Source organism: Herbaspirillum lusitanum (genome assembly GCF_026127345.1).
Classification (GTDB): Bacteria; Pseudomonadota; Gammaproteobacteria; order Burkholderiales; family Burkholderiaceae_D; genus Herbaspirillum; species Herbaspirillum lusitanum.
The window spans coordinates 178885-191846 of record NZ_QXFG01000010.1 but is presented as its reverse complement, the minus strand read 5'-3'; the positions used below and the strand labels follow the sequence as shown (position 1 = coordinate 191846).

Here is a 12962-nt window from a genome sequence, read left to right as displayed (position 1 = left end):
TCACGTCCGTAATTGGAATTCGTAGGCCATTCTCACAGCAGCCTCAATGCGCTCTCGATTGAACGCACGGCCTTCAGTAATGGCTAGCCCAAATGCGAAGAGCTCAGCTTTTACCTCTGCAGGAATAATCCGCACATCGATCATCGGCATTTGCTCGACAAATCGCTTCGACAAATTCCATTGGCCTCCCGCGACATTGTTGGAAATTCCTGCCAACAGCTTGTCGATGAAATGCGTATGAAGAATGGCGAGCACACAAAGCAAATCTTCATCTCCTAAGACCTTCTTGGGAAGCCATCCGTAACCCTGCACGACAACGTGATCACCTCTAGCATCGAGAGCGAAGGAGCCTGAGTCCCCAAAATAGGTTGAAACGATTTTCACTTGCGGTCGAATTTGCCATTTCCGATGCTCAGAAAGGCGCCACCAAGTATCTTCAGTGATGCGCGAGCGGCGCAGCAAGGCTTCCTTACTGGGCAGCAAAATCTGCGCATAATAATTTTTGAGGTGCTTCGCCAGTTTTTCTTCGCTGTCGATAAGAGGGAGCCCTTCCGAGTTAGGGTAGAACACCCACCCGTCCGTCTTCAGCTTTCCACAAACGATGGAGTCATTCATGATTGCTGGCCGAAAGAACTTTTGTTCCGATTTAGGCAGTCCTGCGTAGTAGACGTGCGAAATGAGAAGCGTAGCGTTCATTCCGGTTAAGGTACCTTGCTGCACCGAGAAAAAATCCCCTACCTTTTGGAGATCACCAAATTTAGCGAGTAGCTGCGCTGATTTGAATGGCCGCGGCGCCCAATTCCCCGCTTCCAAGCTTCTCGCCTGGTAGATACTAAAGTGCGCTTCATCAACGAGAACTTGTTCCGCGTCATGGACGTCGATTTTACGCAGCGCGCGCAGTGCAGCCTCCGAAGAGCTTTGCTCGTGATCTGCCCAAAGCCAAATTGGATCGGCCTCTGTTACCGTGGGTGCCTTGCGAGTACTTTTCGCGATTACGAGCGCAGGATCGACCATCGCATCAGAAAACACTTGCTGGCTTCCCAGTCGCGCAACCAAACGCAACTGAAGAATTTCCTCGAGATAATCGCGTAGTGCTATCGACGATTCACCGTCGAGAATTGATGCGGGCAAGACAGTGCCGATGACACCTTGAGGATTAATACGTTCTGCGGCCAATAGCAAGAAGGCCATCGCAAGATCTGGACGCTTTTGATTCAAGCGCCCCAAATGCTGCCCAATGGCTTCTCGCTGGTCGGGCAATTGGCGAGACCAGGAAACGAACGGAGGGTTCATTAGGCAAAGATCTGCATTTGGCCACGTGTTTATGGTCAACGCATCGCACTGGACAATTTCAATGACCGCCTGCTTGTTCCAGGATCTCGACTCTGCGGCCAGCACGAATCGCGCCATGACGCACGCTGGCTCAGAGATGTCAAAGCCAACGATCCTCAGCCGCCCTTTAAACCGTCGCAAACTCAATTGGCGCATGGCTTCACGCAAAAACTCACCACTGCCACATGCAGGATCGAAAATGGTCAGATCTTTTCGCTCACTTAGATTTACTTGCTCTAACGCTTGCTCTACGACCGTACGCACCAGAGGTGTCGGTGTGAAGAATGCCCCGGACGTTTTCGATGCGCGCGCAATGGGAACAGCAAGGGCGCCTAGGAAAAGATCATCTTGAATTGGGGTCAATGCGAGATAGTGCGCTTCCTGGAAGATTCTTCCGGATGCGTGACGAATCAGCAAATCAACGTCGAGAGGCAAGCCGTCGGAAAGCTTGGGCTCAAGCAGTCGCTCCACGATCAAGTCTCGATCGGCCGCGTTAAGCGTTGTCGTCAGCGCATCTTGCGCGACGTCAAAATCAGCCCAATCACTCATGTCTAGCTTCGAAGACTGTCGTTGCCACCCCTCGATTAAAACTGCCATGAAAGAAAGAAGTGCTTGGTGATCGTCTTGGCCCGGGCGAATCTTCCCGCGCAGTGCCCTATATAAACCAATCGCATGCGCGACAACCGACTTTTCGCGTGGTGCTTGACGAGACTCAAGGTACTGCTGAAATAAAGGTAATCGACCCTCGATATCAGAGATTTTGTACGCTTCCTTTGCCTCAGGCCTACTCCAGCTCGCGACTGTGATCTCTGCATTTTTTACAGAAATGTAGTGATCGACGTCAGCCGACCACGCTGCCCCTGCAGGAGAGATGTCGGCGTCCGAAGTAGCAACATCCAGGCAGAAATTACCTTTGCCTCCATTGAGCATGACATAGCGGTCATCACTCCTGTCAGCAAACAACGGAACGGGTAAAAAGCCTAGCTGTGTGCGCCATACCTCTGGGTTGGATAATTTTGTTTTCATTTTGCGGCATCTTTCAAAATCGTTATTCCTAGCGGTGGCCAGTTCAACTCGAGCTGCGCATCCGGATCTTGGCTCACCAAATTCAACCGCAGTTGTTCCATGATCGGCCCGAGGGCTACCAAGATGCAGGGGCCTCCAGCTGTGAATTGATTCAATTGCTCTCCGTCTTGGTGAATATTGATATCGGCGCTGCCGATTCGAAGGACGCTATCCCGATACTTCAACCAATGCGTTTGATGACAAATTGCAAATAGAGACTCCGCTTGCGCGGCAAGACGACCAATGTCAATCGTGAGTTCACGTACTACAGCGTTGATCACCATGAGCGCCAGGAGCTCTCCGTGCGTATAAGAGGGGCCGTGCCCACGCTTATTTTTGAGCGGTATTAAATAGCGCTTCCAATAACGAAGCGTCTGTTCGCTGACACCAACGATGGCTCTGGCTTGGGCAGGAGTAAATTTCATGGTGGCAATGATACAGCTTATCCTGTTGTTAACAACAGGATGGATCGCGGATTCGCCACACGATAGTGAATTTTTTTGAAATTATTTAAAAAATTCCAAAATGGAAACTTTTTGGCATTCCTAGGGGGGGGCACGGATGTCTAGCAAGGCTCCGGTAGCATTTTTCCTTTTAATCTGCAAAAGCGAGGGTCTGACTGTGGGTGTTACGCGTACAATCGATCGTCCCGTTGCTTGACCATGTCGCGTTAGGACAGGTAAAGCCCAGATTCCGGCAAAATTATAGGGGCATTGCTGACAATGCTAACTCCAAGTGTCAGTGTTGTAGCCCCGTACTAAGCCTTTATGGACCCAATAGGCAAATTAATGCATACCCACCAAATGCTTCGGCAAAATTATCGGGGTAGCAGGCGTTTTGTGACTCGAGTTTGGGCTCAGCCAATTCCAAAAAACAATGCAAGAATGGCCTTGGATACGTATATGTGGCAAGGTAATGGGGTCAGTTCGCCGCATTTTTATGAGTCCCTTACCATCCCGCCGTGGTTTTTGTGCATTTTTGCCCATCCGGATCGCGTTTTTGTCAGTCCGATGACAGCATTCCCGAAGTTTGTTTGGTAGTAGTTTGCATTACCTTGCAGGTAATCGTCGATCGCCCGATTTTGGCTCACAATGCAGCTGTATGTTAAAGCCGACAACTGACTGGCAACTTGACGATATATCACTGTAATCACGCGTTAAAAGTTTGACGGATTCGGACGCAAGCCTTTATAATCGCCGGGCTTCTAAACCGCCGTCTGCTCATAATGAGTGCGGCCTGCACGATATTGGATATATATGCTGCGCATCATCCTTTTGCAGCTTGTGGCCATGGTCGTCGCTGCATGTATTGCTGGTTTGCTGGGCGGGGTATCTGCGTTGTGGTCTGCATTGCTGGGAGGGATGTGTTGCTTCATTCCCAACGGCCTGTTCGCCCTCCGTCTCTATACAAGTACTCGCAAGCCTGGTGGGGCTGACCCGATGACGTTTTTGTTCGGGGAATTTATCAAGATTGCTACGACTCTTGCGCTCATGGGCGCAGTTGTTTGGTTGTATCGCGATGTGAACTGGCTCGCATTTGTGCTGAGCTTCATCGTGGTGCTTAAAAGTTACTTAATCTTACTGTTTAGACATCGACCATGACTGCTGCTGCGCACGCACCTACTGCTTCAGAATACATCGTCCACCATCTCGGACATTTCTCCTCGCAACACCAGGACAAGATCGTCGATTTCTCGATCATCAACATGGACACCATCTTCTGGTCGGTGTTCTGCGGCGTGGTCGGCTGCCTGTTCATGTACCTGGCGGCACGCAAGGCCACTTCCGGCGTGCCGGGCCGTTTCCAGGCATTCGTCGAAATGGTGGTCGAAATGGTCGAAGACCAATCCAAGGCCATCGTTCACGGCGACCGTACTTTCATCGCACCGCTGGCGCTGACCGTGTTTGTCTGGGTCGCCCTGATGAACTCATTGGACTTCCTTCCTGTCGATCTGGTGTCGGGCATCATGCGTCTGGCCGGCCTGGAAGAAATCCACCACCGCATCGTTCCTACCGCCGACCTGAACGGCACCTTGGGCATCGCCCTGGGCGTGCTGGCGCTGATGTTGTACTACAGCTTCAAGATCAAGGGTGCGGGCGGCTTCATCCATGAACTGTTTGCGGCGCCGTTCGGCATCTGGCTGGCGCCTTTCAATCTGCTGTTGAATATCATTGAATTTGCTGCAAAGACCGTGTCGCTGGGCATGCGGTTGTTCGGCAACATGTATGCGGGCGAGCTGTTGTTCTTGCTGATCGCATTGCTGGGTTCGGCTGCTACGGCGTTCGGCTTTGTCGGCCACGTCATCGCAGGTTCGATCTGGGCAATTTTCCACATCCTGATCGTGCTGCTGCAAGCATTCATTTTCATGATGTTGACACTGGTTTACCTCGGCCAGGCGCATGAGGCGCACTAACAAGGCTGCTGTACGGTTTTAGCTTTTTGGTTTGTTTTTTGATTTTCGTATTAACTTTAACTTTCTAAGGAATTGTCATGACTGATGTCTCTTTCGTTGCTTTGGCTTGCGGTTTGATCATTGGCCTGGGTGCTATCGGTGCTTGTATCGGTATCGCAATCATGGGCGGTAAGTACCTCGAAGCATCTGCACGTCAGCCAGAACTGATGAACACGCTGCAAACCAAGATGTTCCTGCTGGCCGGTCTGATCGACGCTGCGTTCCTGATCGGTGTCGGTATCGCCATGTTGTTCGCATTTGCAAATCCGTTCATCGCGAAGTAATTCGGGCGGCATAGCCGATTCTCACTTTTGCCGGATTACTGATCCGGCACACGATATTCTGAGAAGGAAATTACCGTGAACTTAAATGCAACATTGTTTGCGCAGTTCGTGGTCTTCTTCATCCTCGCCGGCTTTACGATGAAATTCGTTTGGCCGCCGTTGATCAAGGCGCTCGACGAGCGTGCGAAGAAGATTGCGGACGGCTTGGCTGCGGCTGACCGCGGCAAGGCTGACCTGGCGGCTGCTGAAAAGCGCGTTCAGGCAGAACTGTCGACAGCACGCGACGAAGGCCAGAAACGTATTGGCGACGCTGAAAAGCGTGCTCAGCTGATCATCGAAGAAGCGAAGAAAACCGCTTCCGAGGAAGCCGCGCGCATCATCGCCAATGCAAAGGCCGATGCAGAGCAGCAAGTGACTAAAGCGCGTGAAGAATTGCGCGGCGAAGTTGCGACCCTCGCGGTCAAAGGCGCCGAACAGATTCTGAAGCGTGAAGTCAATGCTGCGGCGCATGCCGACTTGCTGACCCAACTGAAGACAGAGCTGTAATATGGCCGAACTCGCAACGATCGCTCGCCCTTACGCAGAAGCCCTGTTTCGTGTAGCCAAAGCCGGCAGTTTGTCGGCTTGGGCTGATCTTGTTTCCGAGATGGCGCAAGCTGCAGCGCACCATGACGTGAAAGACATGGCTCAAAATCCGGCACTGTCGGATGAGCAAGTCGTTTCCACGTTTTCGTCCGTTCTGAAAACACCATTGAGCGTCGAAGCGAAGAACTTCGTCAGCGCGCTGGTGCAGAACGGCCGTCTGACGCTGTTGCCTGAAATCGCCGCCCAATTCCATACGCTGAAAAACGCACAGGAAGGCGCCGCTGATGCAGAAATCACCAGCGCGTTCGAATTGTCCGATGCGCAGTTGAAGGATGTGGTCGTCACGCTGGAAAAGAAATTCGGTCGCAAGCTGACGCCAACCGTCAAGGTGGACAATGCTTTGATCGGCGGCGTGCGTGTGGTTGTCGGTGACGAAGTGTTCGATACCTCGGTGCGCGCGAAGCTGCAACAGTTACATGTTGCCTTGGCTGCATAAAACCTGGGCCTTGGCGTAAGAGCCTAAGCGATAGAAAAATTTTTAGGAGTTAGTATGCAACTCAACGCATCTGAAATCAGCGAGCTGATCAAGAGCCGGATTCAAGGCCTTGGCGATACCGCTGAGATTCGCAATCAAGGCACGGTTATTTCCGTGTCCGACGGTATCTGCCGTATCCATGGTCTGTCTGACGTGATGCAAGGTGAGATGCTGGAATTCCCAGGCAACACTTTCGGCCTGGCGCTGAACCTCGAGCGCGATTCGGTGGGCGCCGTTATTCTGGGCGACTTCGAACACATTTCCGAAGGCGATACAGTCAAATGTACCGGCCGTATCCTGGAAGTGCCTATTGGTCCGGAACTGCGCGGCCGTGTAGTGAATGCACTGGGCCAGCCTATCGACGGCAAGGGTCTGGTCAACACCAAGCTGACAGCCCCGATTGAAAAGATCGCCCCAGGCGTTATTGCCCGCCAATCCGTTTCGCAGCCAATGCAGACCGGCATCAAGTCGATCGACGCGATGGTGCCGATCGGCCGCGGTCAGCGCGAACTGATCATCGGCGACCGTCAAACCGGCAAGACTGCTGTTGCGATTGACGCGATCATCAATCAAAAGGGCCAGGACGTGACATGTATCTATGTCGCGATCGGTCAAAAAGCATCGTCGATCAAGAACATCGTGCGCTCGCTGGAAGCACACGGCGCCATGGAGTACACCATCGTTGTTACCGCATCGGCTTCCGAGTCGGCTGCGATGCAATACCTGTCGGCCTACTCCGGCTGTGCAATGGGCGAATACTTCCGTGACCGTGGTCAAGATGCGCTGATCGTGTATGACGATCTGTCCAAGCAAGCTGTTGCATACCGTCAGGTATCCCTGCTGCTGCGCCGTCCACCAGGCCGTGAAGCTTATCCTGGCGACGTGTTCTACCTGCACAGCCGTTTGCTGGAACGCGCAGCACGCGTGAACGAAAAGTACGTCGAAGATTTCACCAAGGGTGAAGTCAAGGGCAAGACTGGTTCGTTGACTGCACTGCCTATCATCGAAACGCAAGCAGGCGACGTTTCCGCCTTCGTTCCGACCAACGTGATTTCGATCACCGACGGTCAGATCTTCCTGGAAACATCGTTGTTCAACGCTGGTATCCGTCCTGCGATCAACGCCGGTATTTCGGTGTCGCGCGTCGGTGGCGCTGCTCAAACCAAGGTCATCAAGAGCCTGTCCGGCGGTATTCGTACCGATCTGGCGCAGTATCGCGAGCTGGCAGCGTTTGCGCAATTTGCTTCCGATCTCGACGAAGCGACCCGCAAGCAGCTGGATCGTGGCGCCCGCGTCACCGAGCTGTTGAAGCAAGCGCAATACTCGCCGTTGTCGATCTCGCTGATGGCTGTGACTTTGTTCGCAGTCAACAAGGGTTTCCTGGACAGCATCGAAGTCAAGCAGGTACTGCCGTTCGAAAGCGGTCTGCATAATTTCATGAAGACCAGCCACGCGCCTTTGCTGCAAAAGATCGAAGAAACCAAGCAAATCGACAAAGATGGTGAAGCTGCATTGTCTGCTGCCGTTGCTGATTTCAAAAAATCGTTCGTAGCTTAATTTAACTGGAGCACGGAATGGCTACAGGTAAAGAGATACGCAGCAAGATCAAGAGCGTAGAAAATACGAAGAAGATCACCAAGGCGATGGAAATGGTTGCTGCCTCCAAAATGCGCAAAGCGCAGGACCGGATGCGTGCGGCACGTCCCTACAGTGAAAAGATTCGTAATATCGCGTCTAACTTGTCGCAAGCCAATCCAGAGTACACGCACCCGTTCATGGTTAAGCAGGACAACTCCAAGAACGTTGGTTTCATCGTCGTCACCACAGACAAAGGTCTGTGCGGCGGCATGAATACCAACTCCTTGCGTTTGCTGACCGCGAAACTGCGTGAGCTGGAAGGACAAGGAAACAAGGTTCAAGCAGTAGCGATCGGCAACAAGGGTCTGGGTTTCCTCAACCGGATCGGCGCCACCGTCGTTGCGCATGCCGTGCAAATGGGTGATACGCCACATCTGGACAAGCTGATCGGGCCAGTGAAAGTGCTGCTCGATGCTTACCAGGAAGGTCGCCTCGACGCGGTTTATCTGGTGTACACCAAGTTCATCAACACGATGAAGCAAGAGCCGATGCTGCAGCAATTGCTGCCGTTGTCAGTTGATCGTCTTGAGGCTGATAGTAAGGCTGGGGATGCAGGTTCGCATTCCTGGGACTACATTTACGAGCCGGATGTGCAAAGCGTCATCGATGAATTGCTGGTGCGTTATGTGGAAGCGTTGATTTATCAGGCTGTCGCAGAAAACATGGCGTCCGAGCAATCGGCGCGGATGGTGGCGATGAAGTCGGCTAGCGACAACGCGGGTAACGTGATCGGCGAATTGAAACTGGTTTACAACAAGACTCGTCAAGCTGCGATTACCAAAGAACTCTCGGAAATCGTTGCCGGTGCGGCTGCGGTGTAACGCGCAAACTGCGCTTAACAGAACTTAATTTTATATTATTGAAGGAACGAAAATGGCTGATGGCAAAATCGTTCAGTGTATCGGCGCTGTGGTGGACGTTGAATTCCCACGTGACGCGATGCCTAAGATTTACGACGCCTTGAAGATGGATGGCTCGGAACTGACGCTGGAAGTACAACAACAGCTGGGCGACGGCGTAGTCCGTACCATTGCGCTGGGTACATCCGACGGTTTGCGCCGCGGCATGGCAATCAAGAACACAGGCCAGCCAATCATGGTGCCGACCGGTAAAGCAACACTGGGTCGTATCATGGACGTGCTGGGCAACCCGATCGATGAATGCGGTCCGGTGAGCCACGCAACGACGGCCTCGATCCACCGCAAGGCTCCTGCGTACGACGAACTGTCGCCGTCGCAAGAACTGCTGGAAACCGGCATCAAGGTTATCGACCTGGTGTGTCCGTTTGCCAAGGGCGGTAAAGTCGGTCTGTTCGGCGGCGCGGGTGTGGGCAAGACCGTGAACATGATGGAACTGATCAACAACATCGCCAAGGCGCACAGCGGCTTGTCCGTGTTCGCCGGTGTTGGTGAACGTACCCGTGAAGGTAACGACTTCTATCACGAAATGGCCGACGCCAAGGTTGTGGATCTGGAAACTCCGGAGAACTCCAAGGTCGCCATGGTCTACGGTCAGATGAACGAACCGCCGGGCAACCGTCTGCGCGTGGCGCTGACCGGCCTGACGATCGCCGAAGGCTTCCGCGACGAAGGTAAAGACGTGCTGTTCTTCGTCGACAATATCTACCGTTACACACTGGCCGGTACTGAAGTTTCCGCACTGCTGGGTCGTATGCCTTCCGCCGTGGGTTACCAGCCTACGCTGGCTTCGGAAATGGGCCAGCTGCAAGAGCGTATTACTTCGACCAAGACTGGTTCGATCACATCGATCCAGGCCGTCTACGTTCCAGCGGATGACTTGACCGACCCATCGCCAGCCACCACGTTTGCCCACTTGGATTCGACCGTCGTTCTGTCGCGTGACATCGCTTCGCTGGGTATCTACCCTGCGGTCGATCCACTCGACTCGACATCGCGCCAGCTGGACCCGCAAGTCGTCGGCCAGGAGCACTACGAAACAGCCCGCGCTGTTCAAGGCATCCTGCAACGCTACAAGGAACTGCGTGACATCATCGCGATTCTGGGTATGGACGAACTGGCTCCGGAAGACAAGCTCCTCGTTGCTCGCGCACGTAAGATGCAGCGTTTCCTGTCGCAACCGTTCCACGTTGCTGAAGTGTTTACCGGCTCGCCAGGTAAATACGTTTCGCTGAAAGACACGATCAAGGGCTTCAAGATGATCGCTAGCGGCGAACTCGATCACCTGCCGGAACAAGCGTTCTACATGGTTGGCACGATCGAAGAAGCAATCGAAAAGGCCAAGAAGATCAACTAAGATCTCTTGATTCTCGCGAAGCCGTTATTGCCTGAAGTCCGGGCAAGACGGCTGACCGGATAGGAAACGATATGGCACAAACTATTCACGTTGACGTAGTCTCCGCCGAAGAAGCAATCTTCTCCGGTGAGGCGGAATTCGTCGTGTTGCCGGGTGAATCGGGTGAGTTGGGGATTTATCCTCGCCACACTCCCTTGATCACGCGCATCAAGCCAGGTGCAGTACGCATCAAGATTCCTGGCCAGGCGCAAGAAGAGTTCGTATTCGTCGCCGGTGGTTTGCTGGAAGTGCAGCCTGACACCGTGACCGTTCTGGCCGACACCGCAATCCGCGGCTCGGATCTGGACGAAGCCAAGGCCAGCACCGCGAAGAAACTCGCGGAAGAAGCCCTGGCGAATCGCGACTCCAAAATCGATTACGCAGCTGCACAAGCCGAACTGGCGACCGCAGTGGCGCAATTGGCCGCGATCGCAAGATTGCGTCAGAAGCGTTAATTACCCGCGCTCTGCGGCAACGGCATTCAGCATCATTGAAAAAGGCAGCTTCGGCTGCCTTTTTTATTGCCTGCGAATTTACCGGTCCTGCCATCGCCGCCGCTGCTACCGATACACGACGCGTGTACGCATGATCGGTTAAAGTGAATATTTCCGCACATTCGCTGATGTTGCTTTGAGCTGCCTCATGCAGGCGCCGGCAGCCTCTGCCTTTTTACACAGGAGTTGCTCCATGAGCGCCAAGCCAGTCATCGCCGTCGTCGGCCTGTCCAATCGTCCCGACCGTCCCAGCTACGACGTCACCGCCTACATGCAGCGTGAGGGTTATCGCATCGTCGCCGTCAATCCCATGTACGCCGGCCAGCAGATCCTCGGCGAGCACTGTTACGCCAGCCTGACCGAAGCCGCGCAGGCGCTGGCCGGCCAGGTTACGATTTCCATCGTCGACTGCTTCCGCAAATCCGCGGATATTCCGCCGGTGGTGGACGAAGCCATCGCCATTGGGGCGGCTTGCGTGTGGATGCAGCAGGGTATCGTCAATGACGCCGCCGCAGCCAAGGCCAAGGCCGCCGGTCTGACAGTCATCATGGACCGTTGCATCAAGATTGATCACGCCATGGGAATTAGCCACGGCGTGTTGTAGTCCAATCGCTTTCATTGCGCCGGAAGGCACACAGGAGATCGTCACGATGGGTATACGCGAACAATTCCGCGCGACCAAAAGGCAGGAAATCAAGGACGAAAACGCCGGCGTCAAACCGCTCTCCAGCGGCGACAAGGCCGCCGACAAATTGCAGGTCCAGGCATTGGCGGCGCAGATCGCCGAGCAACAGGCGATGCTGTTCGCGCAGCATGAACGCAAAGTGCTGGTGGTGCTGCAAGGCATGGATACCAGCGGCAAGGACGGCACCGTGTCCGGCGTATTCGGCGGCGTCAATCCGCAAGGCCTGCGCATCGTCAGCTACAAGGCCCCGAGCCAGCTTGAACTGCAGCACGACTACCTGTGGCGCATCCATCAGCAAGTGCCGGCCAAAGGCGAACTGATCATCTTCAATCGCAGCCACTACGAAGATGTGCTGATCACGCGCGTGCATAATTGGATCGATGCGGCCGAATGCAAGCGCCGCTACGCACAGATCAACGATTTTGAACGCCTGCTCAGCGAGACCGGCACCGTGGTGTTGAAGTTCTTCCTGCACATCTCGAAGGACCAGCAGCGCGCGCGGCTGCAGGAGCGCGTCGACGATCCCGCCAAGCATTGGAAATTCGAGCTGCAGGATCTGGAGGAGCGCAAGAGCTGGGACGACTACCAGAAGGTCTACAGCCAGGCGATCCAGGCCACCGATGCCGATCACGCGCCGTGGTACGTGATTCCGTCGGATTCCAAGACTCACCGCAACCTCGCCATCGCGGGCGTGGTGCTGGAAACCCTGCAGGCAATGAAGCTGGCTTTTCCGCCGGCCAAGAAAGAACTCGCCGGCCTTAAGGTGAAATAGGCATGCGTCGCTGGCTGCCCGAATTGCTGGCCTTGCCGCTGCTGCCCTGGTTGTATGCGCAGGGCAAACGCACGCGCCGCATCACACCGCGTCTTCCCGAAGCGGACGGCGCGCGGGAAGGCTTGTGCACGCCGGCCGAGGTCGGTGACGCGGTCCCGGTGGTGCTCATCGCCGTCGGTGAGTCGCCGGTAGCCGGAGTGGGTGTGGAGCGTCAGGAAGAAGCCATCACCGCGCAGTTTGCGCAGGAACTGGCCGTTGCGCTGCGACGGCCTGTGCAGTGGCGCGCCTTCGGCAAGAACGGCGCCACGGTGGCGGACGCCCACCGCGACGTCTTGCCGCAGCTCGCACAGTCCTCACTACCGAAAATGCCTCGCATGCAAGAACTCCGCATCGTGCTGATCGCCTTCGGCGTCAACGACAGCACCGCTTTCCATGGCAGCGGCCGTTACCGTCGCGACCTCGCCGCGTTGGCGCACGCATTGCAGCGGCAACTGTCGCCGAGCTTGCTGCTGATTTCCGGTGCGCCGCCGCTGCATCTGTTCCCCGCGCTGCCCCAACCTTTGCGCCATGTGCTTGGAATGAAAGCCGCAGTGCTCAGCCGGGCCGCGCAGCAACTGGCGGCGGAGTTGCCGCGAGCGATTTATGTGCCGGTGCGCAGCGACGCCCGCGAACGCAACCTGATGGCGCATGACGGCTATCACCCGTCGGCCGCGGGCGCGCGCATCTGGGCGCAACAGTTGGCGCAGGCAACTGTCGAAGGCTTGCGTACGCTGGGCGCGCTGAAATAAAAACGCCCGCGTCATCGGC

At 54.9% G+C, this 12962-nt stretch carries 14 protein-coding genes; 12 read left to right on the top strand and 2 right to left on the bottom strand.

Translation table 11 applies throughout. The annotated features are described in order from the left end of the window. Together DXT88_RS15670 and DXT88_RS15665 are read right to left on the bottom strand one after the other, a co-directional pair. A complete protein-coding gene (locus DXT88_RS15670; protein ID WP_265214837.1) occupies nucleotides 1-2358 on the bottom strand; it encodes an SAM-dependent methyltransferase in 2358 nt (785 codons plus the stop codon). Next, nucleotides 2355-2822: a helix-turn-helix domain-containing protein gene (locus tag DXT88_RS15665; RefSeq protein ID WP_265214835.1), complete on the bottom strand. Its 468-nt coding sequence runs from the start codon at nucleotides 2820-2822 to the stop codon at nucleotides 2355-2357. Before DXT88_RS15665 ends, DXT88_RS15670 begins: the two co-directional genes overlap by 4 nt. A gap of 831 nt (nucleotides 2823-3653) precedes the next feature. Here DXT88_RS15665 and DXT88_RS15660 point away from each other — a divergent pair. The 12 genes from DXT88_RS15660 to DXT88_RS15605 all read left to right on the top strand — a co-directional run bounded on the left by DXT88_RS15660 (nucleotide 3654) and on the right by DXT88_RS15605 (nucleotide 12943). After that, nucleotides 3654-3998 (top strand): ATP synthase subunit I, encoded by a 345-nt coding sequence (locus DXT88_RS15660; protein ID WP_016835153.1) that lies wholly within the window; start codon nucleotides 3654-3656, stop codon nucleotides 3996-3998. Next, complete coding sequence (atpB, locus tag DXT88_RS15655) at nucleotides 3995-4810, top strand: F0F1 ATP synthase subunit A (protein WP_016835152.1); 816 nt, start codon at nucleotides 3995-3997, stop codon at nucleotides 4808-4810. The genes DXT88_RS15660 and atpB overlap by 4 nt, the downstream gene beginning before the upstream one ends. A 77-nt stretch (nucleotides 4811-4887) precedes the next feature. Beyond that, on the top strand, nucleotides 4888-5133 hold the full coding sequence (atpE, locus tag DXT88_RS15650; RefSeq protein WP_006461334.1) for a F0F1 ATP synthase subunit C: 246 nt from the start codon (nucleotides 4888-4890) through the stop codon (nucleotides 5131-5133). Nucleotides 5134-5208: 75 nt separating this feature from the next. Beyond that, nucleotides 5209-5679 (top strand): F0F1 ATP synthase subunit B, encoded by a 471-nt coding sequence (locus tag DXT88_RS15645; protein WP_029363663.1) that lies wholly within the window; start codon nucleotides 5209-5211, stop codon nucleotides 5677-5679. A 1-nt stretch (nucleotide 5680) separates the two neighbouring features. Then, nucleotides 5681-6214 carry a F0F1 ATP synthase subunit delta gene (locus DXT88_RS15640; RefSeq protein ID WP_016835150.1) on the top strand — a complete coding sequence of 178 codons (534 nt, stop codon included), beginning with the start codon at nucleotides 5681-5683 and terminating at the stop codon, nucleotides 6212-6214. Between the two features lie 54 nt (nucleotides 6215-6268). Continuing rightward, the gene (gene atpA / locus DXT88_RS15635) at nucleotides 6269-7810 is read left to right on the top strand and encodes a F0F1 ATP synthase subunit alpha (RefSeq protein ID WP_265214831.1); all 1542 of its coding nucleotides are present in this window, start codon (nucleotides 6269-6271) and stop codon (nucleotides 7808-7810) included. A 17-nt stretch (nucleotides 7811-7827) separates the two neighbouring features. Beyond that, nucleotides 7828-8712, top strand: a complete 885-nt coding sequence (gene atpG / locus DXT88_RS15630; protein ID WP_016835148.1) for a F0F1 ATP synthase subunit gamma — start codon at nucleotides 7828-7830, stop codon at nucleotides 8710-8712. Nucleotides 8713-8764: 52 nt separating this feature from the next. Next, a complete protein-coding gene (gene atpD, locus DXT88_RS15625) occupies nucleotides 8765-10165 on the top strand; it encodes a F0F1 ATP synthase subunit beta (RefSeq protein WP_016835147.1) in 1401 nt (466 codons plus the stop codon). A gap of 71 nt (nucleotides 10166-10236) precedes the next feature. Further along, entirely contained in the window at nucleotides 10237-10659 is a 423-nt protein-coding gene (locus DXT88_RS15620; protein WP_265214828.1) for a F0F1 ATP synthase subunit epsilon, read from the top strand. A 232-nt stretch (nucleotides 10660-10891) separates the two neighbouring features. Continuing rightward, nucleotides 10892-11302, top strand: coding sequence for a CoA-binding protein (locus DXT88_RS15615; RefSeq protein ID WP_265214826.1), 411 nt, complete (start codon nucleotides 10892-10894; stop codon nucleotides 11300-11302). Nucleotides 11303-11348: 46 nt separating this feature from the next. Then, nucleotides 11349-12155 carry a PPK2 family polyphosphate kinase gene (locus tag DXT88_RS15610; RefSeq protein WP_016835144.1) on the top strand — a complete coding sequence of 269 codons (807 nt, stop codon included), beginning with the start codon at nucleotides 11349-11351 and terminating at the stop codon, nucleotides 12153-12155. Nucleotides 12156-12157: 2 nt separating this feature from the next. Then, nucleotides 12158-12943, top strand: a complete 786-nt coding sequence (locus DXT88_RS15605; protein WP_265214824.1) for an SGNH/GDSL hydrolase family protein — start codon at nucleotides 12158-12160, stop codon at nucleotides 12941-12943. Nucleotides 12944-12962 lie beyond the last annotated feature (19 nt).

What these genes read in the sequence shown, in the direction of transcription:
- DXT88_RS15670 (WP_265214837.1), bottom strand. Translation starts at nt 2,358, where the DNA reads ATGAAAACAAAATTATCCAACCCAGAGGTATGGCGCACACAGCTAGGC.
- DXT88_RS15665 (WP_265214835.1), bottom strand. Translation starts at nt 2,822, where the DNA reads ATGAAATTTACTCCTGCCCAAGCCAGAGCCATCGTTGGTGTCAGCGAA.
- DXT88_RS15660 (WP_016835153.1), top strand. Translation starts at nt 3,654, where the DNA reads ATGCTGCGCATCATCCTTTTGCAGCTTGTGGCCATGGTCGTCGCTGCA.
- atpB (WP_016835152.1), top strand. Translation starts at nt 3,995, where the DNA reads ATGACTGCTGCTGCGCACGCACCTACTGCTTCAGAATACATCGTCCAC.
- atpE (WP_006461334.1), top strand. Translation starts at nt 4,888, where the DNA reads ATGACTGATGTCTCTTTCGTTGCTTTGGCTTGCGGTTTGATCATTGGC.
- DXT88_RS15640 (WP_016835150.1), top strand. Translation starts at nt 5,681, where the DNA reads ATGGCCGAACTCGCAACGATCGCTCGCCCTTACGCAGAAGCCCTGTTT.
- atpA (WP_265214831.1), top strand. Translation starts at nt 6,269, where the DNA reads ATGCAACTCAACGCATCTGAAATCAGCGAGCTGATCAAGAGCCGGATT.
- atpG (WP_016835148.1), top strand. Translation starts at nt 7,828, where the DNA reads ATGGCTACAGGTAAAGAGATACGCAGCAAGATCAAGAGCGTAGAAAAT.
- atpD (WP_016835147.1), top strand. Translation starts at nt 8,765, where the DNA reads ATGGCTGATGGCAAAATCGTTCAGTGTATCGGCGCTGTGGTGGACGTT.
- DXT88_RS15620 (WP_265214828.1), top strand. Translation starts at nt 10,237, where the DNA reads ATGGCACAAACTATTCACGTTGACGTAGTCTCCGCCGAAGAAGCAATC.
- DXT88_RS15615 (WP_265214826.1), top strand. Translation starts at nt 10,892, where the DNA reads ATGAGCGCCAAGCCAGTCATCGCCGTCGTCGGCCTGTCCAATCGTCCC.
- DXT88_RS15610 (WP_016835144.1), top strand. Translation starts at nt 11,349, where the DNA reads ATGGGTATACGCGAACAATTCCGCGCGACCAAAAGGCAGGAAATCAAG.
- DXT88_RS15605 (WP_265214824.1), top strand. Translation starts at nt 12,158, where the DNA reads ATGCGTCGCTGGCTGCCCGAATTGCTGGCCTTGCCGCTGCTGCCCTGG.